This is a genomic window from Anaerolineaceae bacterium oral taxon 439, assembly GCA_001717545.1.
Classification (GTDB): domain Bacteria; phylum Chloroflexota; class Anaerolineae; order Anaerolineales; family Anaerolineaceae; genus Flexilinea.
Map to the genome: position 1 here is coordinate 1,315,684 of CP017039.1, position 24,284 is coordinate 1,339,967.

Annotated in this window: 21 protein-coding genes; 10 read left to right on the forward strand and 11 right to left on the reverse strand. The window is 58.6% G+C overall.

Going from position 1 to position 24,284, the window contains the following annotated elements:
* Positions 1–613 precede the first annotated feature (613 nt).
* The 6 genes from BEQ56_05940 (at position 614) to BEQ56_05965 (ending at position 7,967) form a co-directional block, all read left to right on the forward strand.
* Positions 614–2,116 carry an FAD/NAD(P)-binding oxidoreductase gene (locus tag BEQ56_05940; protein AOH43056.1) on the forward strand — a complete coding sequence of 501 codons (1,503 nt, stop codon included), beginning with the start codon at positions 614–616 and terminating at the stop codon, positions 2,114–2,116.
* Positions 2,097–3,398: a pyridine nucleotide-disulfide oxidoreductase gene (locus tag BEQ56_05945; protein AOH43057.1), complete on the forward strand. Its 1,302-nt coding sequence runs from the start codon at positions 2,097–2,099 to the stop codon at positions 3,396–3,398. Before BEQ56_05940 ends, BEQ56_05945 begins: the two co-directional genes overlap by 20 nt.
* An 18-nt stretch (positions 3,399–3,416) precedes the next feature.
* A complete protein-coding gene (locus BEQ56_05950; GenBank protein ID AOH43058.1) occupies positions 3,417–3,794 on the forward strand; it encodes a hypothetical protein in 378 nt (125 codons plus the stop codon).
* A 98-nt stretch (positions 3,795–3,892) separates the two neighbouring features.
* Positions 3,893–5,866: a hypothetical protein gene (locus BEQ56_05955; GenBank protein AOH43059.1), complete on the forward strand. Its 1,974-nt coding sequence runs from the start codon at positions 3,893–3,895 to the stop codon at positions 5,864–5,866.
* A gap of 119 nt (positions 5,867–5,985) precedes the next feature.
* Complete coding sequence (locus BEQ56_05960) at positions 5,986–6,924, forward strand: methionyl-tRNA formyltransferase (GenBank protein ID AOH43060.1); 939 nt, start codon at positions 5,986–5,988, stop codon at positions 6,922–6,924.
* Positions 6,921–7,967, forward strand: a complete 1,047-nt coding sequence (locus tag BEQ56_05965) for a hypothetical protein (protein AOH43061.1) — start codon at positions 6,921–6,923, stop codon at positions 7,965–7,967. The genes BEQ56_05960 and BEQ56_05965 overlap by 4 nt, the downstream gene beginning before the upstream one ends.
* Positions 7,968–7,979: 12 nt before the next feature.
* Here the strand turns inward: BEQ56_05965 and BEQ56_05970 are convergent, their stop codons facing one another.
* From BEQ56_05970 to BEQ56_05985, 4 genes are all read right to left on the reverse strand, one after another.
* Positions 7,980–10,670: a hypothetical protein gene (locus BEQ56_05970; GenBank protein AOH43062.1), complete on the reverse strand. Its 2,691-nt coding sequence runs from the start codon at positions 10,668–10,670 to the stop codon at positions 7,980–7,982.
* Positions 10,671–10,683: 13 nt separating this feature from the next.
* Complete coding sequence (locus BEQ56_05975; protein ID AOH43063.1) at positions 10,684–11,505, reverse strand: hypothetical protein; 822 nt, start codon at positions 11,503–11,505, stop codon at positions 10,684–10,686.
* Positions 11,506–11,557: 52 nt separating this feature from the next.
* Positions 11,558–12,244: a hypothetical protein gene (locus tag BEQ56_05980; protein ID AOH43064.1), complete on the reverse strand. Its 687-nt coding sequence runs from the start codon at positions 12,242–12,244 to the stop codon at positions 11,558–11,560.
* A gap of 77 nt (positions 12,245–12,321) precedes the next feature.
* Entirely contained in the window at positions 12,322–12,969 is a 648-nt protein-coding gene (locus BEQ56_05985; protein ID AOH43065.1) for a guanylate kinase, read from the reverse strand.
* Between the two features lie 113 nt (positions 12,970–13,082).
* Between BEQ56_05985 and BEQ56_05990 the strand changes: the two genes are divergently transcribed.
* The gene (locus BEQ56_05990; GenBank protein AOH43066.1) at positions 13,083–13,433 is read left to right on the forward strand and encodes a hypothetical protein; all 351 of its coding nucleotides are present in this window, start codon (positions 13,083–13,085) and stop codon (positions 13,431–13,433) included.
* Between the two features lie 25 nt (positions 13,434–13,458).
* On the opposite strand, the gene BEQ56_05995 is transcribed toward BEQ56_05990, so the two are convergent.
* Positions 13,459–14,766: a hypothetical protein gene (locus BEQ56_05995; GenBank protein AOH43067.1), complete on the reverse strand. Its 1,308-nt coding sequence runs from the start codon at positions 14,764–14,766 to the stop codon at positions 13,459–13,461.
* Positions 14,767–14,892: 126 nt separating this feature from the next.
* Here BEQ56_05995 and BEQ56_06000 point away from each other — a divergent pair, with 126 nt between their 5' ends.
* Complete coding sequence (locus BEQ56_06000) at positions 14,893–15,621, forward strand: glycosyl transferase (GenBank protein ID AOH43068.1); 729 nt, start codon at positions 14,893–14,895, stop codon at positions 15,619–15,621.
* Positions 15,622–15,634: 13 nt separating this feature from the next.
* Here the strand turns inward: BEQ56_06000 and BEQ56_06005 are convergent, their stop codons facing one another.
* Genes BEQ56_06005 through BEQ56_06025 form a run of 5 tightly spaced genes read right to left on the reverse strand, consistent with a single transcriptional unit; the run spans position 15,635 to position 20,400 of the window.
* Complete coding sequence (locus BEQ56_06005; protein ID AOH43069.1) at positions 15,635–16,621, reverse strand: hypothetical protein; 987 nt, start codon at positions 16,619–16,621, stop codon at positions 15,635–15,637.
* 32 nt (positions 16,622–16,653) lie between these two features.
* Positions 16,654–17,823, reverse strand: coding sequence for a hypothetical protein (locus tag BEQ56_06010; protein AOH43070.1), 1,170 nt, complete (start codon positions 17,821–17,823; stop codon positions 16,654–16,656).
* A 6-nt stretch (positions 17,824–17,829) separates the two neighbouring features.
* Positions 17,830–18,459 carry a threonylcarbamoyl-AMP synthase gene (locus BEQ56_06015; GenBank protein ID AOH43071.1) on the reverse strand — a complete coding sequence of 210 codons (630 nt, stop codon included), beginning with the start codon at positions 18,457–18,459 and terminating at the stop codon, positions 17,830–17,832.
* Entirely contained in the window at positions 18,456–19,328 is an 873-nt protein-coding gene (locus BEQ56_06020) for a hypothetical protein (GenBank protein ID AOH43072.1), read from the reverse strand. The genes BEQ56_06015 and BEQ56_06020 overlap by 4 nt, the downstream gene beginning before the upstream one ends.
* A gap of 7 nt (positions 19,329–19,335) precedes the next feature.
* A complete protein-coding gene (locus BEQ56_06025) occupies positions 19,336–20,400 on the reverse strand; it encodes a peptide chain release factor 1 (protein ID AOH43073.1) in 1,065 nt (354 codons plus the stop codon).
* A 327-nt stretch (positions 20,401–20,727) separates the two neighbouring features.
* Here BEQ56_06025 and BEQ56_06030 point away from each other — a divergent pair, with 327 nt between their 5' ends.
* Both BEQ56_06030 and BEQ56_06035 read left to right on the forward strand, forming a co-directional pair.
* Positions 20,728–22,776, forward strand: a complete 2,049-nt coding sequence (locus BEQ56_06030; GenBank protein AOH43074.1) for a hypothetical protein — start codon at positions 20,728–20,730, stop codon at positions 22,774–22,776.
* Between the two features lie 146 nt (positions 22,777–22,922).
* Complete coding sequence (locus BEQ56_06035) at positions 22,923–23,621, forward strand: hypothetical protein (GenBank protein AOH43075.1); 699 nt, start codon at positions 22,923–22,925, stop codon at positions 23,619–23,621.
* A gap of 88 nt (positions 23,622–23,709) precedes the next feature.
* Here BEQ56_06035 and BEQ56_06040 read toward each other — a convergent pair whose 3' ends face one another.
* The gene (locus BEQ56_06040) at positions 23,710–24,255 is read right to left on the reverse strand and encodes a glutathione peroxidase (protein AOH43076.1); all 546 of its coding nucleotides are present in this window, start codon (positions 24,253–24,255) and stop codon (positions 23,710–23,712) included.
* Between the last annotated feature and the right edge of the window lie 29 nt (positions 24,256–24,284).

Genomic DNA, 24,284 nt, shown 5'->3' on the forward strand with positions numbered 1-24,284 from the left:
GCTTAAAGTAGATATGCGGCCGATTCCGGTTCAGGGATCGATTTCTGGTGTAATGCGAGTATGTGGATTCGGGCAGGATAATATATCGCTATTTCGTGCAGTGGTGATGACCTCGCTGGCGCACACAAGGTTCCAAAATCTGGATCGATTACAAAACGTTGGTTTTCGGGTGCTGAAGAATTGTTCATAAGATTTCTGACCTGCCTCATTTAATTGAAAATCTGTAGACAACAAATTAATAAAAAATTTCGAATAAAAAATGATTGGCGCGTATCAGCGATAAGTCAACTTATCAGGAAAAGATCCTACAGCAGGAGCTTTTATCACTTATGATTTAGCATTTATCTTATATGATGATTCTATCAGGCCAAATTCCTTTTGTCAATACTGAATCTCAGATTAAAAAAGGTCTTTTGGACTGTTCTGATTTTTTTGCCTGTGGAAAATCGCAGTTATTCAAGATGACGCCGGATTTTCCACGATTTCCATGAATTGGATTAAGATTTATAGGGGCATTTTTAACGGAAACTGTATAATTTCCTGTAGTCTCGTTTTTAAGGCAGCGGCGGAAGCCGGGGCGCGAAGAGAGAGAAGAGGGAGCGGGGAAAGGCTTATGCAGGGACGCTATGACGTGGTGATCATCGGCGCGGGGATCGTCGGATGCATGACGGCGCGTCGGCTGGCGAGATTCGATCTGGACGTTTTAGTTCTCGAAAGGAACAGCGACGTCGGCGCGGAAACGTCGGCGGCGAATTCCGCGCTGATTCACGCCGGATACGACCCGGTTCCGGGAACGCTGAAGGCGGAGCTCAACGTTCGCGGCAACGCGATGTGGGAGGGGCTGGCGCGGGAGCTTGATTTCGAGTTCCGGCGGACCGGCGATTATGTCGTGGCGGTCGGGCCTGACGAGGTCGAAGCGCTTCGCGCGCTTTATCGGCAGGGGATCGCGAACGGCGTCCCCGGTCTTGCGCTCCTTGACGGCGAAGCGGTCAAAGCGCGCGTTCCGCTCCTGAATCCGGAGGTCAGCGGCGCGCTTTACGCGCCGACCGCCGGCGTCGTCGACGCCTTCGGCGCGACGGTAGCCGCCGCGGAAAATGCGGTCCGGAACGGAACCGAGTTTGCGCTTGAAACGGAATTTGAAGATTTTATTTTTGACGGGCGCCGGATTATCGGCGTACGGACCTCGAAAGGCGAGGCGCGCTGCGACTGGGTGATCAACTGCGCCGGGCTGCAGTCGGATATCGTGATGCATCGGGCGGGCTGCCGGCCCGAGTTTTCGATCCGCGCGCGTCGTGGGGAATACTGCGTTCTCGATCCGGACGCGTTTGCCCTGGACGAGGTCCTTTTCCCGGTCCCGAGTCTTAAAGGAAAAGGCGTATTAGTGTTTACGACGACGCATGGAAATACGATCGTCGGCCCCACGTCGGAATGGATCGACGATCGAACGGACGCTTCGATTTCGAAGACAGGTCAGGCGTATCTGGAAGCGAATATGAAAAAGCTGGTTCCCTCGATCGACCTGAGACGGACGATCGCCGTGTTCGCCGGGCTGCGCGCCGCTGGAAACGCGCGCTGCCTGAACCCGGACGTCGATTACGTCGGCGATTTTATCGTCGAACGCGCGGCGGAAGCGGCCGGGCTGATCAACTGCGGCGGGATCGAGTCCCCAGGGTTGACGTCGGCGCCCGCGATCGCTGAACGGATCGAAACGCTGATCCGGGAAACCGGATATGAATTGATCGAAAAGGCGGATTGGGACCCGATCCGGAAGCGTCCGCCGGTGATGCGCATGCTGAGCGATGACGGGAAACAGCGCGTCATCGAGGCTGACCCGCGCTATGGGCGAATCGTCTGCCGCTGCGAGATGGTCACGGAGGGCGAGATCGTCGCCGCGATCCATTCGCCGATCCCGGCGCGGACGTATGACGCGATTAAGCGGCGGACGTGGCTGGGGACGGGCCGCTGCCAGGGGGGATTCGACCTGACCCGCGTCGTCGGGATCCTCTCTCGGGAGCTCGGGATTCCCGTCGAGTGGGTTCGAAAGAACAACGCCGGTTCGGAGTTCGTCTTCGGAGAGACGAAGGACGGAGGGAGCGATGAATCAGGGGCGGCTTGATACGGAGTTCGACGTCATCGTGATCGGGGCGGGACCGGCCGGACTGGCGGCGGCGATCGCGGCGAAAACGCAGGGCGCGGACGGCGTCCTGGTCATCGATCGTGAAATCGAGGCCGGCGGTATTCTTCAGCAGTGCGTCCATAACGGCTTTGGGCTGGAAACGTTTAATGAGGATTTACCGGGCCCGGCGTACGCGCAGCGGTTTATCGATCGCGCGGCCGACGCCGGCGTGTCGTTTTTATTCGACACGATGGTCAGCGACGTCGATCCGGATTTCCGCGTCATGACGACGAACGATCGCGACGGGATCCGCGCTTATCGGGGAAAAGCCGTCGTCTTTGCGATGGGCTGCCGCGAGCGGAGCCGGGCTCAGCTTCGGATCCCCGGGTCGCGGCCCGCGGGCGTGATGACCGCTGGGACCGCGCAGCGCTGGGTCAATATCGACGGGAAGCTTCCGGGCAGGCGCTTCGTTATTTTAGGTTCAGGCGATATCGGGATGATCATGGCGCGCCGTCTGACGCTCGAAGGGGCGAAGGTTGAATACGTCGTGGAGATCAATTCATACCTGTCGGGGCTGTCGAGAAATCTGGTCCAGTGTCTTCAGGATTACGGGATCCCGCTCCTCCTCCGTCATACGGTTACGAATATTTTCGGGAAACGGCGTGTCGAAGGCGTCGAAATCAGCGCGGTTGACGAAAAATGGCGCCCGGTTCCGGGAAGCGAACGGATCGTCGAATGCGATGCGCTGCTGCTGTCGGTCGGGCTGACGCCGGAAAACGAATTAAGCCGCCGTGCCGGGATCGAGCTCGATCCGCTTATCGGCGGGCCGGTCGTCGACGACGCGTACGCGGCGAACGTTCCCGGTTTTTTCGGCGCCGGGAACGTCGTTCAGGTGTACGACCTTGTCGATTCCGTTTCGGCGGCGGCGGCGATCGCCGGGCGGTCAGCCGCTCTCTACGCGGCGGGGCAAAGCGTCGCGGGTCGGAAGGTGATCCCAGTTGGCGCAGGGCGAAACGTCCGTTCCGTCGTTCCGCAGCGGATCCATCCGGAGACGCTCGACGAACGCGCGATCCCGCTTCAGCTTCGCGTTTCGGCGCCGATCGAGCGGGCGGTCGAGCTTCAGCTTTGCGCCGGCGCGAACGTATTGGCGCGGAAGCGCTTCCCATACGCGCGTCCCGGTGAGATGATAACCGTTCCGATCGCGCGGTCGCTCCGGAACGCGGTTGAGGAGGCGGACGCGCTGCGGATCGACGCGGTCCCGCTGGATGAACTTACGGCGTAAAGGCGAAGGAGGGAACGGGTGGAAACTGGGAACCCATGTCAGGATCTGATTTGTATTACCTGTCCGCGCGGTTGCCGGCTGCGCGTGGAGCGGGAGATGAGCGGCGAGCTCCGCGTCAGCGGGAACGCCTGCAGGCGCGGGATAGCCTATGCCAATGCTGAGCTGAACGACCCGCGGCGCATGATCGCGTCGACGGTACGGGCGATCCATGGGGTTCATCCGGTCGTTCCGGTCGCGACCGAACGTCCGATCCCGAAAGCGAAGATCCGCGACGTCATGACGCAGCTCCGCTCGGTCGCCGTTACCGCGCCGGTTCGGATCGGCGACGTGATCCTGAAAGACGCGGCGGGAACCGGGGTCGACGTCCTGGCAAGCCGCGATTTAGCCGCCGATTGAAAATCAGGTCAGGCAAATTGGTCGATTATTGCCTTATACTTGTGAAGTAAGGCGGTGCGAAAACGGCGTTGCGCTGCGCGTTGAGAGGATTTGAGAAAATGAGCGAGAAACCGAACTATCAGAAGCTTTATGCGGCCGGCTGTTCCGGGAAGATTCGCGGCTCCGGAAGAGACGTTAATCAGGACGTCGCGGTCTTCTTTGAAAAGGAGCCGGAGGGGAACGTTGGCTCCGGGAATTTATACGTCATGGCGGACGGGGTCAGCGGGACGAACCGGCCGGAAGTCTCCGCTGCTTTCGTTGCGAAAAAGGTTCTTTACGATTATTTCCGTTCGCGCGAATACGCCGAGGCGAATAAAATCGCCGTAGCGATTCGAAACGCGAATCATGAATTGTATTATTACGCTCAGGCGGAGCGTCAGGACCTCCAGGCAGCGGTAACGGCGGTGTCGGTCGTCGACGGGCATGCGGTGATCGGGACGATCGGCGACTGCTCGGTTTTCATCCTGCGCGGCGGCGTCGCGTATAAGATGACCGAGGAGGCCGGCGCGCAGGACGGAGAAGGCGCGATTCAGGAAAACGCGATCGGCGCGACCGACGAAATTATCGTTGATATTCTGGACGCAATCGAGCTGAAGGCCGACGATCTGATCATTATCTGCAGCGAAGGGCTGACGAATTTCGCCGGGAAGAAAGAGTTTCTCGAAGCGTCGTTAGCTGAAACGCCAAAGGAAATCTGCCGCCGCCTGCTGGACGATATTGAGCGGCGGCATCCGACGATCGATATTTCCGCGATCGTCGTTAAAATTTATGACGAAAATACGATTCATTCAGTTGTCCGCCAGCCGGGAACCGCACCGGAACGGATCGAAGTCGCGCAGGCGGCTCAGGATCTCAGGCTTTTCCAAGCGACGCACGCGCAGTCGCCCGCTTCCACAGAAGCTCAGCCGGCGGCGCGTCCGAACCGTTTCCTTTTCCGGCTCCTTGCCGTGCTGATTGCGGGCTGCATCGTCGCGGGGCTGATCTGGGCCGTCGGGAATTCGAAAATGGGGAAGACGATCTTCGGGCCGCGGGAAACGCCGACGCCGACGATCGACGCAGTTCAGGCGACCTTAGCCTCGATCAACGCGACCAAAGATTATGAACTGATTTTGCAGCTGTCGTTTACGCCGACACAGACCGCGACCGCGACTGAAACGATGACGCCGACGCCGGTCCCGCCGACGGAGACGCCGCTTCCTCCGACCGACACGCCGCAGGCAACGCCGGATACCGCCGGATCGATCCCTGAAACGCCGAGGCTTATCACCAGCGATCGCGATGACGCGGAGATGGTCTTTGTTCCGGAGGGCGTTTTCCTGATGGGCGCGGGGACGAACGACGCTTCCGCTTTTGGCGACGAACGCCCGCAGCTCAGCGTCTTCCTGAACAGCTTCTGGATCGATCAGCATGAAGTTACTAACGGTCAGTACCTGAAATGCGTCAATGAGGGCGGCTGCCAGCAGAACGGAACGCTGATCTTATCGAACGCGTATTACAAGGACCATCCGGTCATGTCGGTTACGTTTGAACAGGCGCGGCAGTATTGCGCCTGGGCGGGGAAACGGCTGCCGACGGAGTTTGAATGGGAAAAGGCTGCGCGCGGGACCGACGGGCGGATTTACCCATGGGGCGACGACGCGCCGACGGGCGAAAACGCTACCGCGAATACGCCGATATTTGAACGGCTGGAAGGGATCACGCCGGACGATTACGGTTTGCTCCCTGTCGGGACGTTCCCGAAAGGAGCGAGCCCATATGGGGCGCTCGACATGGCTGGGAACGTTTGGGAATGGACGTCGTCAACGTATCAGTCCGATACGTACGCGCGTCTTTCGGAGCTCGCCGATGGCGACGGGATTGTGGTTGACCCTGAAGATCTGGCCGAGGGAACCGGGTACGTCAGGCGCGGCGGCTCGGCTTCAATGGGCGAAGCGGCGAACTATACGATTTTCATGCGCACGACGCACCGCTGGGGCGATGAGATCCTGGAAAGTGAATATTTAGGCTTCCGCTGCGCGAAGTCGGTGGAGTAAAAACAGGCCTGAATTGAAGAGAGGCGCCGTATGGTGGGAACGGCAGGCAGCTTTTTCTTAGTAAAGGGGCCTTCTGAGGCGCGGCGGTTCAGCGTTTATTTTATGAGAAAGGCAGGGGCATGGAGCAGCCGAGAATCGTTTTCATGGGATCGCCGGAGATCGCGGCGCCGCTTTTTCGAGCGTTAGCGGAGCGATATCCGATCGTCGGCGTCGTCACGCAGCCAGACCGCCCGGCGGGACGCGGAAAGAAAGCAGCTTCGCCCGCGGTAAAGCTTGCGGCGGAAGCGGCGGGGATCCCGGTTTTTCAGCCGGAGCGGCTTCGGCGTCCGGAGGCTTTTGAAGTTGTCGCCGGCTGGGAGCCGGACCTGATCGTCGTCATGGCCTACGGCCAGATCCTGCGTCAGCCCGTTCTGGACCTGCCGCGATACGGCTGTATCAACGTGCATGCGTCGATTTTACCGCGTTGGCGCGGAGCGTCCCCGATCCAGGCCGCGATCGCGGCCGGAGACGGGAGAACCGGCGTTTCGATTATGCGGATGGACGCCGGAATGGATACCGGGGCGGTTTACTCGGTTCATGAAACGGCGATCGCGCCGGACGACACGGCGGGATCGTTATCCGCTAAAATCGCCGGGCTTGCCGCTGAGGCGTTGATTTCCGACTTGCCGCGGATTTTATCCGGCGAGCTGCGTCCGACTGCGCAGCCTGAAACGGGCGTGACGCTGACCGGCCTGATCAAAAAAGAGGATGGTCGGCTCGATTTTACGAGGGAAGCGGTTGTTTTAGAGCGGCTCGTCCGCGCGTATGATCCCTGGCCTTCCGCGTTCCTGGAGCTGGACGGGGCGACGCTGAAAATTTTGCGCGCGCGGATCGGTCCCGAGGATTCCGGGTCCCGTCCTGGCGCGCGGGTCCGGATCGGGAAAGAGCCGGCGGTCAAGGCGGCGGATCGGTTCCTGATTTTAGACGAGGTTCAGCCGGCTGGAAAGAAGCCGATGAGCGGGAGGGCGTTTCTGGGCGGTTATCGGAATTGGTCTCCGGATGGACTGGAGGGACCATGAGATTTCTTTGTATCGGAGCGGGAGCGATCGGGACGTACGTCGGCGGAAGCCTTCTGGCGGCCGGCGAGACGGTAACGTTCGTCGAACGCGCGGACGCGGTCGATCGGATCCGCGCGCAAGGCATGAGCATTACCCAGGCGGATGGGACCGAGCTTCGCCTGGAAACGGTAACGATCGTCGCGACGGTCGAAGAAGCGCTTCGTCTCGGCGATTATGACGCGGCGATTTTTGCCGTGAAATCGTTTCATACGGACGCGGTCCTGAGCGGATTGAAGCCCGTTCTCGATCGGCTCCCGCCCTTCTTATCGCTGCAGAACGGCGTTGAGAACGAAGGCAGGCTCGAAGCGGTTTTAGGCAGCGCGCGCGTTGTCCCGGTTTCGGTTTGCACGGCGATTGCGCGGCGGGAGCGCGGCGCGATTCAGGTTTCGAAGCTGCGCGGGATCGGTATTGCCGCGGCGCATCCATTGTCCCATGATCTTTACGCCGCTTTTGCGAAGGCGGGGCTCAAGCCGGGATTGGTCGCCGACGGGACGGGGATGAAGTGGTCCAAGATGATTTCAAACCTGCTTTCGAACGCGGCTTCGGCGATTCTGAACATGACGCCGGCGGAGGTTTACGCCGATCCGGATAGTTATGACCTCGAGAGGAAGCAGCTTCTGGAAACACTGGCGGTCATGAAAGCGTACGGTATCCCGGTTGTCGATATTCCCGGCGTACCGGTGCGGCTGCTGTGTTTTGCGATCCGGACGCTTCCGCCGAGATGGGGACGGAAAGTGCTGTCGGCGACGATCGGCGGCGGGCGCGGATCGAAGATGCCGTCGTTTTATATCGACCTGCATTCGGGAAGCAGGGAAAATGAAGTAGAGTTCCTGAACGGGGCGGTCGTTCGCTTCGGCGAGCGGCGCGGCGTCCCGACGCCGATCAATCGGCTTTATTATCGGACGCTGACTGCGATGACGGAAGGCAGGATTGCGATCGACGCGTTTGATCATGCGCCGGTCAGGCTTTTCGAACAGCTGGCGGATCCGGAGAATCTTCGATAAAAATCAGCTGCGTTATGGGACGATAACCGGAGCGTCGTCGTACGCGTATCGTCCCGCTTCGTCGATCGCGGCGACGCGGATGACGTAAATTCCCGGCGGAAGCGACGCGTAGTCGAATGAAGCGGCGCTGTAACGCCCGGTCCTGACGTCGGAGATTTCGTTGAGCAGGTACCATTGCGTTGGATCGAGCCCGATTCCGTATTGGACCCGGAGCGTCTGAGCCGGGGGATCGGCGTTGAGCTCCACCGTTATTTCGAGACTTTGCCCTGTCGCGCCGGGGTTCAGCCTGACGTCGGTAAACGGAACCGGCGCGACGATTTCGACGGTATCGGCGGTTTCGTTCGCATCAAGCCGGACGGTATCGTAGGTATTCGGGACAGTTTCGATCTGTTCGCGTTCCGCCCAACGTTTCGCAAAGTCGGGAAGGTTCAGGTAGGTTTTCCGGAACCGCTGATGGAGCGGGGTCAGCGCGGTCGATCGCGACTGGTTTTCCTCGTTGATCCAGACGCTTTGGTATAAATTGTCGGCCTCCGTCGGTTCCGATCCGCTCAGGAACGTTTCAGTGACCAAGTTGGGGCAGGCCTCGGTCGGGAGCTTCCCGGACTCGGCGCAGACCAGCCGCGTCCGGACGTTCTCCGGTCGGACCCAGTCGCCGGGCGGAACGCCGCGCAGCGTCCGTTCGGCCAAGGCGCGGAAAAGCGCGATCGCCGCCGCTTCGATTTTTGCCGCCGGGAAGCTTCTTCCCCCGATTCGCAGCGCGATAACGCGGTCGGGCGTGTAGCCGACGAGCCAGCGCGCGTTTCCCTCGATCGTTTTTCCGAGCTTGACCGCCGCCGGACGGTCGATATAGCGATAGGTCTGATTTTCCGCGCTGAGCGTATGATTGATCAGGTAGGCCAGCGACTCGTCGACGAGCCGGAGCGATTCGCGCGGCTGAAGGACGATCGCGTCGGGATCGTCGCGGGTAAAGGCGTGAAGGATGGTTCTTGGGCGGAGGAAATCGCCCCTGCCGCCGGAGACCGTCCCACTCAGCTGTCCACCGCCGGCGAACGCGCTGTAGGCGAAGGCCAATCCTTCGACGCTGACATAGCCGCCGTTAAAATAAAGGCGTTCCGCGTTCAGTCCGCTCCAATTCGACAGCCCGAATTCGCTTAACGTTTTCAGGACTTTATCCGAACCGATTTCCCGCGTCAGCTCGACAATCGGAGCCAGGCGATCTTCTGTGATCGCGCTGCGAAGGCGGATCGGTCCTGATTCGGTCTGGCCTGATTGAAGATAAGCGACAGGAACGAGCTCGGGTTTCGCCGACGGGATGTCCCAGACGCCGTCAGCGGGCGAAAAGCCGTTTTTATACGCGGTCAGCGCCGCGAACGGCGTCAGCACGCTTCCAGGGCTGTAAGTCCTGAAGGCTTTCTCGCTGATCCGCGATCCGTCGGGCGTGGAGGCCGCCTGGATCCCGGCGAGGGCGTTTCCCGTCTTTACGTCGAGGACGTACGCGCTGACTTCGGCGCTGCGCAGGATTTCCCGGTATTCCGCTTCCCGCCCGGCGCGCGTCGGATCATCATCGCTTTCGCCGAAAATCGGGCAACGGGTTACCGGAGCGCTTTCGTCGGGCTCCTGATCCTCCTCAGCGCTGGTTCCGTCCGGTTGGTCCGTTTCGTCCGCTCCGGTTTCAGGCGCTTCCGTTTCCCCCCGTCGCGCCGGTTCGTCGGGAACAACCCCGGTCAGGCAGTTTAAATACGCCTGCAGCTCGGCGTCGATCGTCGTTTGGATCGCGAGGTCGCCGCGTTCGACCGTTTCAACGCCGAATTCGTCCATCGCGCTTTGAATCGCTTTTTGCAGGATCGGGTTCGGTGGGATGGATCGTTCCGGTTCCGGAGGTTCGAATATCAGGAAGCTATGCGCGCGGAGCGATTCGGCTTCCTGTGCTGTGATCCGTTCGTCTGAGAGAAGGCTGTCGATTTTCGCTAAGTACACGGTCCGCATCGCGCCCTGCGAATCGATCGGGTTCAGCGCCGGTTTATCGAGGATGGCGCTGAGAAGGACGCCGTCGGCGAACGTCGCTTCGTCGATTCCTTTATCCAGATAGGTACGGAGCGCGGCGCGGACGCCGATGGAGAACTGCGCGAACCAGGCGTTTTCGATATACGCGATCAGGAGCTTTTCGCGCGGGTAGAGCTTCTGGATTTGCGAACCGACGATCCGCAGCCGGATCGTCCGTCCCAGACCCGTCCCCAGGCGCTCTTTGAAAACGATCAGCGCTAATTTCTCGCTGATCCGCTGCGGCTCCGGGTCGAAAAAATTCCGCAAGGCGAACAGCCCGCCGCCATCCTGCATGAAGTCGGGCTGTTCCGCGGCGACGATCGCGCGCAGCAGCTCTTTCGAATAGGATTCGAACGCCGGATAGCGCGGCGCGGACGCCGCTTCGAAGGCTGGGTAGCGGAGCGTGAAAACGCGTTCCCGCCCGCTTCGATCGGTAAAAAAGGTGGGTTCCGGACGGGCGTTAATCCGCGATTCAAATTCGGTCAGAGATGGAAGACGCTGCGTCAGGCGCACATACGCGAAAAGAAGTGCGGCGAAAACGGCGAGCGCGCTGAATCCGAAAACGATCAGGACGTTTTTCAGGATCGAGCCGTGCGGCCTTCCGGACGCCGGGAGGCGACGGCGGAGACGCTGATGAACGATTTGACGCAGGCGGCGCATGCGGACGACCCGATCAGCGGACCAGCGTCAGAATCAGCGTTCCGGTTGCGACGACAGCGCAGTAGACCGCGAAGACCGTCAACGTTTTTTTTGCAAGATAACCGAGGAACCAGCGAATCGCGAAGAAGCCGGTCCCTGCCGCTGTCAGCGCGGCCAGGATAAGTTTCGGCGCGGATTCGGTCAGGAGCGCGGCGTTGCCGAGGTCGAGGACGGATAGGACTCCAGCGGCGATCATAATCGGGACAGACAGCAGAAACGAAAAGCGTCCGGCCTCGGCGCGTTGGAAACCGCGTCCCAGTCCGACAGCGATCGTCGCGCCGGAGCGGGAAACGCCGGGAAAAATCGCCAGCGCCTGCCCCAGGCCGATCAGGAGCGCGTCAACAGCGGTCAGATCTGAAAGCTGGCGCGTTTTTTTCGCGGCGCGATCGCTCCAATACAAAAAAATCGCGGTCAGGTAAAGGAAAGCCGCTATGATCCGCGGTTCGGAAAACGCGGATTCGACGGCTGGTTTCAGGATCAGTCCGATCAGTCCCGCCGGGACCGTTCCAAGGAGAATGAACCAGCCGAGCCGCGCGTCGGGATCGGCGAATGGCTGACCGCGGCGCAGAGCGCGAAACGCCGCGCGCAGGATTTCCCGGAGATCGGAGAAAAAACAGGCGATCACCGCGATCAGCGTCCCCATCTGAACCAGGACGCCGAAAAGAAAGACGGTTTTTTCGTCGAGCCGCCAACCGAACCAGTAAGGGACGAGGGCGAGATGCGCTGAACTGGAAATCGGGAGAAATTCGGCGAGGCCCTGGACGACGCCGAGAAGAAGCGCTTGAAGGTAGGTCATAGGCACTATTATAAATCAGGCCGTCATCCCCGCAGCGGAAATCTTCCCGGATCTACCCGCGGACGAGCGTCCGATTGTACAGGATGACCGCGGCAGCAAAGAGGAGGAAAACGGCGGCGAACGTTATTCGGCGGCGCGTTTTCGGGACGCTGTCCCTGAAAACCGTCCTGTCGCTCGCGGCGTCGTAAAACGGCGCGAACTTCGGCGCGGCCAGCGCGCAGATCAGCGTTCCGCCGACGAAGCCGCCGAGATGACCCCAGTTATCGATTCCGGCGCGGAGACCGTAAAGGAAATTCAGCGCGATGACCGTACCGATTCGCCCCAGCGCTGATTGCGGGCTGCGCAGGTAATCGCGGTTCCTGAGGATCAGGAACGCTGAAGCGACGAGAGTCCCGAAGATAGCGGTTGACGCGCCGGCGGAGATTGTCCGGAAATTGAAAATATACGAGAAAACGTTGCCTGTAAACCCGGTCATCAGGTAAAAGATCAGGAAATCGCTCTTCCCCCAGGCGGGTTCGATATTCGATCCGATTACGTAGAGCGAGTACATATTCGATAGAAAATGTCCCCAGCCGAGATGCAGAAAGACAGGGGTGATCAGCCGCCAGGCTTCGCCGTAGAAAATCAGCGGGCCGTACTTCGCGCCGAATTCGAGAACGGGGTCATACCCGTACCAGGCCTGGGTAATCTGCTGCGCGAGGAAGACGATCGCCGTGAAAGCGGCTAACGCGATCGTCATAACCGGCAGCCCGGCAGTCTTTCTTTTTATGGGGCGGGCGATCGGCGCAGGGGAGGTTTCGGGAGCGGCGGGAGCGTTCATGCGGTTTCGCGATCGATCGGCGTGCGGCGGATATGGTTTCGGATCGTCCGGCAGCGTTCCGCCTCGATAATCGTCAGAATTGACTTTTTCGTCTGTTCCAGCGAATCGTTGATAACGAGGTAGTCGAAGTCGGAAATATGATCGAGTTCCTGATTCGCTGTGGATAACCGCGTCTGCAGGTCGGAGGCGCTGTCGGTTCCGCGTCCGATCAGGCGGCGGCTCCAGGTTTCCGAGTCGGGCGGGATGATGAAAATCGAGATGGCCTGCGGATATTGTTCCTTGACTTTTCGCGCGCCCTGATGATCGATCCTGAGGAGCAGGTCGTGTCCGGTCGAGAAGGCCTGGTCGATTTCAGCGCGGGAGATTCCTTTATAGTCGTCGTAGACTTTCGCGTATTCGACGAGCTCGTCCCGCTCGATCATCGCGGCGAAATGTTCGCGGGTGATAAAGTGATAATCGACGCCGTCGACTTCATGTTCCCGCGGGGCGCGGGTATTCATCGTTACAACGAAATGAAACCTGAATCCGGGATCACGCTTCAGGGTTTCGATTACGGTGTCTTTCCCGGCGCCGGAGAGCCCGGAAAGGATCAGGATCAGCGGGTCGGGAGGGATTACTTTAAAATAAGGAATTCTTTCTGTCATGCTGTTCTGTTGAAACGGGATCGGTCGCCGACCGTTCCGCGTCGTTTCTGTGATTATAATGGAATCAGGTACCAGGTCCGCTTCCGATGAAATGGACTGATGACGGAGGATGCATGCCGATTTACCGATTCCGCTGCCGCGACTGCGAAGAGCGATTTGAAACGCGGCTGTCTTACGACGAATTCGACGCTGCGCGCGTGTCTTGTCCGTGCTGCCGGTCCGAACGGGTTGAAAGGCAGCTGAACCGCGTACAGACGATCCGGAACGACCGGTTCAGCGTTTTCCGCGAAGCCGACGAACGGGTCCGTTCGCCGGGAACGGACGAGCGCGCGCTGGGAAAGATGATGCGCGAGATGAAGACGGAGAGCGGGGCGAGCGTCGGGCCTGAATATGACGAGGTCGCGGAGCGCCTCGAAAGCGGCGAGCCGATGGCCTCAATTGACGCGTCGTTTTCGGACGAATAATGGGGATCGGCTCGCCGGAGGTCTTTTACGCGCCGCCGGCTCCGTAGAACGACGGATCGGTCGGGGTCTTTCCTGTCCGGTCGTGGACCCAGACCGGATCGCCTTCGTTCGCCCAGTTATAAAGCCAGTGCGCGTCGCCGATCGTCATGTTGATACATCCGTGACTCTGCTCGATTCCGAACCACGCGCGCCAGTAAGCGCCGTGAAACGCGCGCGCCTGATCGTAGTACATGACGAACGGGACGTCGTCGAGCGAATAGTAGTCCGATCGATCGGCTTCGAACGACCCGGTCATCGTTTCAGCCTCTTTTTTTGTTTCAATTTTGAAGACGCCCGGCTGGGAGAAAAACGGTTCCATGCCGGTCGCGACCATGACCGCGTAAATCAGGCGCCGGTTCTCGTAAACCAGGACGACCTGCTCGGCGAGGTCGACTTCGATCCAGCGGTCGGCGGTGATTTCCGCGGGCGGCTGACTGTTGATGATCGCGGCGCGGAAATGAATCCGATCGAGCCATTTATTCTCGCCGACACGGAACCAGGTCGAGGCTTCGTTCTCAACGATTTCATAGACCTGGAGGACCTCTTCGCGGTTGTAAAAGACGTTCGGGTCCATTCCGCTGTTATAGTTGGGCGCGAGGTACGGGTAGGTTGGTTCGAAGACCCAGCCGAAGTTGGTCGTCGGCGGAGTCGCGAAGGTCCGCCCGAGGGTCACGGATGAGACGGCGGCGGGACTGGCGCGAAGCCAGCCGCCGTTTTTCGCGAGGACGTATTTTCTTCCGTCAATATCGGCTCGGTTGATATAGGATACGTAGCGAATTCCGCCGGGAGGAATGGTTTTGATCGGGTTCGCGCCGGCGGCCGCGTCGGCCGCGGAATTATAAATATTCGCCGATTCCCAGTTTTCAATATTCAGCTTCGCGTAGGTGTACGATACCTGCGACAGGGCCGGATCCAGCGTCTCAGGCGCGAACGAATCGGCTTCTTCGGCTCCGCTCGCCTTTTCGGGGCCCGGCTCCGTCGGCGGGACCGCCGCGGTCGGAGCGTCTTCGACCGGAACGTAGAGGCATTGCCCATTCGCGTCTTCCCCGTTGATGCAGGGCGAACCGTTTTCGGCTGCCGGCGCTGTGGGGGCAGGCTCTGACTCGATCGGACCGGGCTGGAGCGTAATGAGCTGGAGGCCCTGCGCCGCGGTCGGGCGCGCGTAAAGCGCGCAGCAGGTTCCGACGAGAAGGAGAAGCGTCTTTTGGAGAAATTTCATATTGTTGGTTCCCTTTCGGTTTCCGGCGGGCGAATCCACGCCGTTTAAATCTTTTTCGCGATATAATTCAGTCATATTTTTGCGCCGGATCCCTCCGGCGCAAAAATAAGCGAACGACGTCTATATTATAATCCGTCGGTCGGAGCGCGTTTCCCCGATTGGCGCGAAAAATACCTTAAAAATAAGAAAGCGGAATGACTCATGAAAACGACTATCGTAATTCCAACCTACAACGAGAAGGAAAATCTGCCGCTGTTGATGGAAAAGCTGTTCGGGTTGGGGATGGATGGGTTGAACGTCCTGATCGTTGACGATAACAGTCCCGACGGGACCGGCGATCTGGCGGAGGAGCTTCGCGGCGTATACGCGGAGCGGATCAGCGTTCTGCATCGCGCCGGTAAGCTCGGACTGGGAACCGCCTATATTCAGGGATTTCAGCGCGCGATCGCGGACGGCGCGGATTTCATCGGGCAGATGGACGCCGACTTTTCGCATCCGATCGAGAAGCTCCCGCTCCTGGCGGAGGAGCTTAAAGCTTACGACGTAGCGATCGGCTCGCGGTACGTAAAGGGCGGGAAGCTTGACGAGGACTGGCCGCTTTTCCGGAAGCTCCTTTCCGGATTTGGAAATCTTTACGCGCGCGCGATTTTAGGGCTGTCGATCCGGGACGCGACTGGCGGGTATAAACTTTGGCGAAAGACGACGCTGACGGCGATGCCGCTGGACCGGATCAAATCGAACGGGTACATGTTCCAGGTGGAAATGAACTTCGTCGCGACCCGGCTCGGGTTCAGGTTCAGCGAAATTCCGATTTATTTCCGCGAACGGATCGCCGGCGCGTCGAAAATGAATTTCGCGATTCAGCGCGAGGCGGCGATCCGCTGCTGGAAGCTGCGTTCCGAGTATCGCGACCTGAAGCCGGTAAAATAGACGGTATCCCGCGTCAATCGCCCTGCGCGACGAAAGCGGCGAAGTCTTCCTCCTGAATCGTCGGGAACCAGGCTTTCCAGTCGATCGACCGCAGCGCGGCGGTCAGCGCGCCGGTTTCGAGTTCGGAGCCGCGGAGGGCGTCGACGATCGGGTCGATTTCCTGCGACGTGAAGAAATCGCCGAAGAAAACGACGTCGCGGATGATGTTATCCCTGACCTCGATCCGCAGCTCGATTTCACCGATCGGGAAGCGGCGCGTCCGTTTCAGCGTATATTTCGGCGAGGTCCCGAATGTCCAGAGCGGATTCCGATAGCGTTCGTCGGCGATTCCCTCGGCGTTCGCGAGGTCGGCGTCGCTCAGCTCGATCGTTTTCGCGTCGCGCGCAATTTCGGAAAGGAGCCGTTCGCGGAATTCGACGGTCGTTTTAATCCCGGGAAGATAACCGTTCAGGTTGGTCACGCGGCTTCGGACCGACTGGACCCCTTTCGCGCTGAGTTTTTCCGGCTTTGGGTTGAGAGCGCGCGCCAGAACGGTCAGATCCGTGTTGAAGAGCAGCGTCCCATGACAGACGGTTCCGAATTTATTATGGTAATACGCGTTTCCGGAAATTTTCGCGCCTTCGACGAGGATGTCGTTGCGTCCGCTTTTTTCCGCCGGGACGCCCATTGTCCGCAGCGCGCGGATGACCGGCTCCGTGAACGACGAAAAATCGGGGACTGGCTGGTTCGGGAAGGGGAGGATGAACGAGAAACAGAGGTTGCCGAGGTCATGATAAACGGAACCGCCGCCTGAGAGCCGGCGGACGACCTGAATATCCTGCGCTTTGACGTAGTCGAGGTTGATTTCGTCGATCGTGTTCTGGTGCCGTCCGACGATAATCGACGGGCGGTCGATGAAGAAAAAGAGGATTTCTTCGTCGAGGTTCAATCCGCTGAGGATATATTGTTCCATAGCGAGGTTGAGGGTTGGGTCCAGATTTTCGTTGGGAATAAAGTACATGGGCTTTCGGTCTCCTGATTTGGGTTTTTACGCTATACGCCCGGCGGAACGGAACAGTATTCCGGAAAGACGGCCCCGTTCCGCCCGCCGCAGGACGCGCCGTAGCCGGTCCGTCCGCCGTCGGTAATCGACGAAAACTGGTCCCCGTCCGTGAGAACGCGCCATTGAACGTTGATAAATTTACGTTCCCAGGGGTAGCCGACGCGACCGGTAAACAAGAGCGAATCGTCGGAAAGCGTTCCTTCGACGAGGGCGGGTTCGCCGTTCCGGTCGTAGAAATATCCGCTTAGCTGATGGTCCTGCTGGCCGAATTCGGCTTCGACGGGAATCGTATTTTCTTCGCTGAACGGATCGCGGATCAGCCATTTCCCGCTCCAGTCGATTGTTTTGACGGTCGTCGGCATGACCGTTCCGGTTTCAGGGCGTTCGGCTTCGGCGAGCGGATCGGGCGTCGCCGAAAGCCGGACCGCTTCTTCGGCCGTCGCGGTCAGCTCGCCCGCTTCAAACGGAATTTCGAAACTCATCCACAGCTTCGTCCCCACGATTTCGCCGCGATCGTTTATGAGGTAATACTCGATCTGATAGCTTCCGGGCCGGGTTGGGACGCGGAATGGGACGACGAGGTCGACGGTCGTTCCGGGCGCGACGGTGAATTGCCGTGCGTTCCAGGTCGCCAGCTTCAGCTCGATCAGCTCGGTCGGCTGAAGGAAAACAGCGCGCTGCCGCTGCGGCGCGTCGAACGGGAAAGAATCGACGCGGACGAGACTGAATTTCTCGTTCCAGACGGACGATCCGGTATTTTTGATCCGCCAGCTCTTGAGGAGGACCGCGCCGCGTTCGAGCGTTTCTCCGTCCGGGATCGTCACGTCGGACTGAAGCGAAAAATTGTCGCCGAGCGCCGTTGGAAAGCTCCAGACGTTGACGGGTTCGTAGGTCGGGGTCACGATCGGGACGGGGGTCTGCGTCGGCGTTGCGGTCATCGTTGGTGAAGCGGTATAGATCGGGGTTGCGGTGATTGTCGGCGTTCGCGTTGGGCGCGCCGACGCGATAATCGGGAGGGTAGCGGTTTCGCGGTAGAAAAGGTCCGCCGGGTCGAACGCGACGTTCCCTCCCGCGGCGCAGCCGGCAGCCAGGATGACGCAGGCGCAGCCGAGAACGAAGAACCAGGAGCGGGCGAAAAAGCGGGGAAATTGGCTGCGCATGAGGTTTCAGCGTGGTTCTTCCGGCGAAAGGCCGAGCGCGGCGGCGGAAATCGCGCCTTCACGGAGGATCCGGAGCGGTTCGCCGCTGCAATCGACGACAGTTGACGCCTGGCCGCCGAGTACCCTGCCGCCGTCAAGGACAAGGTCGAGCTGATCGAACCAGTCTCCCGGTATTTCTGAAACCGCATTTGCCGGCGGGGTCCCGGAGAGGTTCGCTGAAGTCGTCGCTAACGGGCCGCTTCTGCGAATGAGTTCCCGGGTCAGTTCGTGGTCCGGGAGTCGCAGTCCGACGGTCGGAGCCAAGGATAAGTTTTCAGGCAGCCCGGCTTTCTTGGGGACGACGAGCGTCAGCGCTCCCGGCCAGAATTTCTCCGCCAGCGCCAGCGCGGACGGCGGGAAAAAATCGGTCAGCTGCGAAATCTGGTCCAGTTCGGCGATCAGGACGGCGATCGATTTATTCGGATCGCGGCGCTTAATCGAAAAAATCCGATCGATCGCGTCGCCGCGTGAAAAAGCACAGCCGATTCCATAAACAGTATCGGTCGGAAGGACGATAACGCCGCCGTTCGCGATTTTCCGCGCGGCTTCGTCTAAGATGGCTTCGTTAAAGCGGATTACGTTCGTCATTCGGCTCATCCTTCGATTCGTAAGTAACGGGTTTTCCCGGCGTAATCGGTTTCGATCGCGATTCGTGCGGAGGGGAAAAGCGGCCGACTGAAATCGCAGGCAATTTCGGCGTGCGTATCGTCAATTTCGCATAGAATTAAAAAAGGGTTGGCAACCTTTCCGCGAATTCCGACCAGCAGCTTCCGGATCAGTTCAAAACCGTCGGGTCCTCCGTCCAACGCAAATCTCGGCTCTGCCGCCGCGATCGCGAGCGTCGCGATCCGCGCGGACGGGATATAGGGAAGATTCGCGAGGATCAGCCGCTGTCCCGGCGGAAGCGGATCGCCGAGGTTTCCCTGAACGAGGGCGGCGCGCGATTCGAGCTGGTAACGGTTCAGGTTCGCCCTGGCGACAGAGAGGGCTCCCGCGGACGCGTCGACAAGGACGGCGCGCAGCGATGGGTTCGCCGCGTTGGCGAGAACGGCGTAGCCGATACATCCGGATCCGGTTCCAACGTCGACGAATTCCCCGACGTCAGGATGCGCTTTGAGCCATTGGAGCGCGCCGTCGACGAGCCGTTCGGTTTCTTCCCGTGGGATCAGGACGTCCGGCGTTACGGCGAACGTCATTCCGTAAAATCCCCATTCGCCGAACAGGTACGGGAGCGGCGTTCCTCCGAGATAAGCATCGAGGAGGTTTTCAACGCGCCCGACGTCGTCGGCGGAAACCGGCGTTTCCGGATGAGCGAAGAGCAGGGGTGTGTGGATCCCGAGAACATGCTCGATGATCATGCGGGTTTCTTCGACCGGAAAATTATCGAGCGGACTTTCGCTGAGCGTATTTTTTATCAGGCGGTACAGTTCGCCGACGGTCCGCGCCTGAAACAAGTTGGTCGTCATCGTCCGCTCAGGCTTCGTCGTCTCCGGAAACGGATAAACGTTCGGATTCGGAACGCAGGATCAGTTCGTCGATGAACATATCGAGGTCCCCGTTCATGACGCCGGCGAGGTTGTATGACGAGAGGTTGATTCGATGGTCGGTGACGCGCGATTGCGGATAGTTATAGGTTCGGATCTTCTCAGAGCGGTCGCCGCTTCCGATCATGGAACGGCGTTCGGCGTCGAGCTCGTCCTGCTGGCGCTGCTGTTCCATGTCGTACAGGCGGGCTTTCAGGATCGACATCGCGCGGGTCTTATTCTGTAGCTGCGACCGTTCGTCCTGGCAGGTAATGACCATTCCGGTTGGCAGGTGGATCAGGCGGACGGCGGTTGAGTTTTTCTGGACGTTCTGACCGCCGGCTCCGGCCGACCGGAAAACTTCGATCCGGACGTCGGACTCAGGGACCTGAACGTCGACGTCTTCGACTTCGGCGAGGACCGCGACCGTCACCGCGGACGTATGGATCCGGCCCTGCGATTCGGTCGCGGGGACGCGTTGAACGCGGTGCGTCCCCGATTCGAATTTCATTCGGGAAAACGCGCCTTTACCTTTGACCATGAAGCTGATTTCTTTATAACCGCCAACGCCGATTTCATTTGCGGAAAGGATTTCGATCGTCCAGCGGCGGTTTTCGGCGTAATGCGCGTACATCCTGAACAGGTCGGCGGCGAAAAGCGCGGCTTCGTCTCCGCCGGTTCCGGCGCGAATTTCGACGATGACGTTGCGGCTGTCGCGCGGGTCCTTCGGGAGAAGGAGCGAACGGATTTCGGCTTCGAGCGGTCCGACCGCGGGCTCTAATTCCGACAGTTCGATTTCGGCTAACCCTGCCATCTCCGGATCATGCTGAAGCTCGCGGGCCTCGGCGATCCGGCGAAGAATCTCTTTATATTGACGGCCCTTTTCGACGACGTCCTCGATCTCGGCCCGTTCTTTCATCAGCTCAACGGTGACTTGATAATCGTCGACGTTTTCGGCGATCTGGCGGTTGATTTCCTCGTAACGTTCTTCGATCGAATTAATTTTATCTAACATGTTCCCTCAGGCTGCGATTTTCCCCGTTGAACAGTGCGGTCGAACGCCGGGGTCAGTTCATAAGATCACGCCAGAATATTTTAGCATACTTCCGTCCGCTTTTTTCGCAGGCGAAGGGATATCTGCCTTCCCCTGTTGATTAAAAATGGTAAAATTGTTTCAGGCTGGCAGCTAATCAGGTTTACTTCATACCATCATTTATCAGGTGGTTGCGGGTTCGAATCCTGCCGGAGGCGATCCGCCTTCGTAGCTCAAGGGAAGAGCGCCTGAAATAATCTGATGATTTCGCCGGCCTTTTGTATTTGGCTTTAGAAAAGGGAGCTGCGGATGAAGTGGATTTTCTTGAATTATCTTTTTGATCGGGGTTATTTTGTTAATTCCAGCGGAAAAGTCTGCGAGCATGTTCCTGAGACGGTTTCCTCGTTGGGAAGGCTCTTCGGTATCCGGATCGTCAGCGGCGCGGAATATCTGACGATGGAAATGATCCATACGGCGTCCGCCCGCATGGGCGTTAACGTTCCGCTCCCGTTTTATCGCGGCTTCCCGGATACCGTCCGTTCGCTCTTCCCTGAAGAACGGCTCTTTGACCAGCTGGTTCATTATATGCAGACGTATGATTTCGGCCTTTTTGACGAGCCGGGGCGTTCGATCCTGGAACCGGAGTTCGAGCGGCTGGCGTTCGCCGAAAAGACCGAAATCCGCGATTTTTCCGTCCTGACTGAAGCTGAAGCGGTTCGAGAGCTCGAAGAATTGGTTCGTGCCCTGCTGGCCGGAACGCGTCCGCTCAGCACGGAACAATTCGGGCTGGTTCGTGAATTCATTCAGACGTACGGCTGGTTCCCGGAGACCTGCGCATCGAGAAATACCGCGCTGCGGTTATCTGCTGAGCTCCGGGATTTTCGGTTCGCGAAGTTTCTGGCGCTCTCCGATGTGATCAAGCTGGTTGAGGAGATTCAGTACCGCGTCTATAAAAAAGAAAACATCCGAAAGCTGAACCTCCGGAACCAGGACCGTAAGTTTATTGCCAGGATGATCGATTTCCTGTTCGAAGCGGACCGCTGCGATTTGCGTCAGTGCTGCGAGCGAAAGGCGCTCTGGTCCGGCCTGCTTCATCATCTTCATTATCGGCCGGGTTCCGCGAAGGCGGTTGAATTCGTTAACACGATCCGCGGAAAGAGAAACGGCTCGGTCAGCTCGGAATTTGAGGCGGCGATGCGGGCTGGGAAGGTCAACGACGCGGTTTCGATTCTGCTCGATCGGAAAGGCGTCGCCGCGGTTCTCCGCAGCCTGGACTATATCCTGAGCCGCTGCGGTTCGGATCGGGAAGTTCGGTCGGTACTGGATCGGATCGACGGCGAAAATCTGATCATCATGATTCAGCTGATTTTTCGGTATTCGCGCCGGGAAAACGCGTTTCGCGTTTTCAGGTTTACGCGGTTTGAGAAGCTCCGAATCCATGAGGAAACCGAATCGGAGATGCGCCGACGAAAAAGCGGTCTTCCCGTGGAGACGAGGACGTTGGTTTTGGGCGCGCTGCGCGCGAAGCTGGAACAGAAGCTGAAAGGGCGGTCAGGAAAAGTCTACCTCGATCCGAAGATGCGGGGGATCGCGCTCCCGCTCCAGGAAACGGTCGCACAGGGCGGATTTGGGACGCTTCCGCGAGGTTCGCGGCTTCCGTTCCCTCCTGGAAAAAAGATTCGTGCGTTTACGTATTGGGAAAAAGTGGACGATATCGATCTGTCGGCGATCGGACTTCGGGAAGACGGTTCATATCAGGAATTCTCCTGGCGAACGATGTCCGATAGAACGGGGGATGGTATCGTTTATTCCGGCGATCAGACTTCCGGATATGACGGCGGGTCGGAATATTTTGATGTCGATCCGGTTTTATTCAGGAAAAGATACCCGTCCGTTCGTTATCTGGTTTTTTGTGATAACGTGTTCAGCGGCGTTCCGTTCAGCAGCTGTATCTGTCGCGCTGGCTACATGATACGCGACCGGATCGATTCGGGCGAGGTTTTTGAGCCGAAAACGGTTCAATCGTCTTTTGCGGCGAACGGTCAGAGTACGTTTTGTTATTTATTTGCGCTCGATCTGGACGCAAACGATTTTATCTGGCTGAATATTTCCCGTAAGAGTCAGGCCCGGATCGCGGGTACGACCGATTTCGCGTTTTTGTTGGATGATTTCCGGACAACCGACGTGATGAATGTTTATGAGTTCTTTAAGCTGATGGCGACGGAGCTGGTTGACGATCCGATCGATGCCGACGTCGTCGTTACCGACGGGGCAGCTGCGCTGAAGGAGGGTGCAGAATTGATTCGGAGCTGGGATACGGAACGCATGATCGCGCTGCTGAATTTACCCCGTGCGTAAAGGAGAGCGAGCGGGTCGCGCTCGGAGGACGGACGGAAAGCGCGGTTTCTGTTGGAACGAATTTGGAACGGCGAACGTATTAAGGGTGTAAGTAAAAAAAATAACAGGAGAGTTGAAAGATGAGTACGAAGAAAGTAATGGCAGTCATGTTTGCAGTCGTCGCGGTAATGTTCTTAGCGGTTGGGGCCGCGTTCGCGCAGGAGAATACGATTACGGTCGAAGGGACCGGAATCGTCAATATGGATCCGGACCTGGTTAAAATCAACGTCGCTATTAATAACGAAAGCCGTTCGATTCAGGACGCCGTGAACAATAATACGGAGATGGTTAAGAAAGTTCGCGAAGCGCTGATCGAGATCGGCCTGAGCGAAAGCGACCTGATCACGACGAATTTCTCCTTATGGTCCGGTTATTTGTATTATATGGACGAGAACGCGGATCCTGAAGCGAAGAAATATACGGTGAATTACTCGATGCAGATTGTGCTGCGCGATGCGTCGCGGTTAAACGAGGTTTTAGATACGGCGGTCAATTCGGGAATTACGAGTATTGACACAGTATCGCATGAATATTCGGATCGCCTCGCGATGTACGAAGAGGCGCGGAAGCTGGCGCTCGCCGACGCGAGGGCGAAAGCGGACACGATCGCGGATGAGCTGGGGAAGAAGATCGTCGATGTCGTGACGGTGGAGATGCCAGATTATTCCGAAGCCAGCGACATGCGCTATAACATGGCAGCGCGCGAGGGTATGGGCGGCATGGGCGGAGGAGCGTCGACGCCCGAGATTACTTCCGGTGCGTATCAGGCGTCCGCCAGGCTGCGCGTTACGTATTTATTCGAATAATAAGCGGATCCATAACAAAAGAGACGCTATAAAAAATAGAAGAGCCGTCCCCAATCATCGGGACGGCTCTTCTGTACGTCTATTCTAGTTAACCGATGAGTTTTTCGACCAGCTTGCGGACGTCTTTCATGTCGGCGGTGGGTTCGAAGCGAGCGGCGACGTTCCCCGCCCGATCGACGACGAATTTCGTGAAGTTCCATTTTATATCTGGTGTCGACTTGTAATCCGGACGCGAAACTGCGAGCATTCCCTTCATCATCAGCGCGGCGGGGGAGGAGCCGAAGCCTTCGAAGCCTTTCTGCGCTTTCAGCCAGGTAAAGAGCGGGAGTTCGTTTGCGCCGTTGACGTCCGATTTTTTCATCTGCGGAAATTGCGTGTTGTATTTCAGCGTGCAAAATTCCTGAATTTCGGCGTCAGAGCCGGGCGCCTGTCCGCCGAACTGGTTGCAGGGGACGTCGATGATTTCGAGCCCCTTTTCATGTAGCGCCTCGTACATTTCTTCCAGCGGCTGATAATGCGGCGTGAATCCGCAGCCGGTCGCCGTGTTGACGACGAGGATGACTTTCCCTTTATACGCGCTGAGCGGGACGTCTTCTCCGGCGGCGTTCGGGACGGTAAAGTCATAGATGTTCATGCACTGGTCTCCTGTTGAATCGAAGCGTT

Coding starts and splice junctions, on each gene's coding strand:
- BEQ56_06010 (AOH43070.1), bottom strand. CDS start 17,823: ATGCGCAGCCAATTTCCCCGCTTTTTCGCCCGCTCCTGGTTCTTCGTT.
- BEQ56_05940 (AOH43056.1), top strand. CDS start 614: ATGCAGGGACGCTATGACGTGGTGATCATCGGCGCGGGGATCGTCGGA.
- BEQ56_06040 (AOH43076.1), bottom strand. CDS start 24,255: ATGAACATCTATGACTTTACCGTCCCGAACGCCGCCGGAGAAGACGTC.
- BEQ56_05975 (AOH43063.1), bottom strand. CDS start 11,505: ATGACCTACCTTCAAGCGCTTCTTCTCGGCGTCGTCCAGGGCCTCGCC.
- BEQ56_05960 (AOH43060.1), top strand. CDS start 5,986: ATGGAGCAGCCGAGAATCGTTTTCATGGGATCGCCGGAGATCGCGGCG.
- BEQ56_06025 (AOH43073.1), bottom strand. CDS start 20,400: ATGTTAGATAAAATTAATTCGATCGAAGAACGTTACGAGGAAATCAAC.
- BEQ56_05990 (AOH43066.1), top strand. CDS start 13,083: ATGCCGATTTACCGATTCCGCTGCCGCGACTGCGAAGAGCGATTTGAA.
- BEQ56_05985 (AOH43065.1), bottom strand. CDS start 12,969: ATGACAGAAAGAATTCCTTATTTTAAAGTAATCCCTCCCGACCCGCTG.
- BEQ56_05965 (AOH43061.1), top strand. CDS start 6,921: ATGAGATTTCTTTGTATCGGAGCGGGAGCGATCGGGACGTACGTCGGC.
- BEQ56_05955 (AOH43059.1), top strand. CDS start 3,893: ATGAGCGAGAAACCGAACTATCAGAAGCTTTATGCGGCCGGCTGTTCC.
- BEQ56_06005 (AOH43069.1), bottom strand. CDS start 16,621: ATGTACTTTATTCCCAACGAAAATCTGGACCCAACCCTCAACCTCGCT.
- BEQ56_06020 (AOH43072.1), bottom strand. CDS start 19,328: ATGACGACCAACTTGTTTCAGGCGCGGACCGTCGGCGAACTGTACCGC.
- BEQ56_05970 (AOH43062.1), bottom strand. CDS start 10,670: ATGCGCCGCCTGCGTCAAATCGTTCATCAGCGTCTCCGCCGTCGCCTC.
- BEQ56_05945 (AOH43057.1), top strand. CDS start 2,097: ATGAATCAGGGGCGGCTTGATACGGAGTTCGACGTCATCGTGATCGGG.
- BEQ56_06035 (AOH43075.1), top strand. CDS start 22,923: ATGTTTGCAGTCGTCGCGGTAATGTTCTTAGCGGTTGGGGCCGCGTTC.
- BEQ56_05980 (AOH43064.1), bottom strand. CDS start 12,244: ATGACGATCGCGTTAGCCGCTTTCACGGCGATCGTCTTCCTCGCGCAG.
- BEQ56_05995 (AOH43067.1), bottom strand. CDS start 14,766: ATGACTGAATTATATCGCGAAAAAGATTTAAACGGCGTGGATTCGCCC.
- BEQ56_06030 (AOH43074.1), top strand. CDS start 20,728: ATGAAGTGGATTTTCTTGAATTATCTTTTTGATCGGGGTTATTTTGTT.
- BEQ56_06000 (AOH43068.1), top strand. CDS start 14,893: ATGAAAACGACTATCGTAATTCCAACCTACAACGAGAAGGAAAATCTG.
- BEQ56_06015 (AOH43071.1), bottom strand. CDS start 18,459: ATGAGCCGAATGACGAACGTAATCCGCTTTAACGAAGCCATCTTAGAC.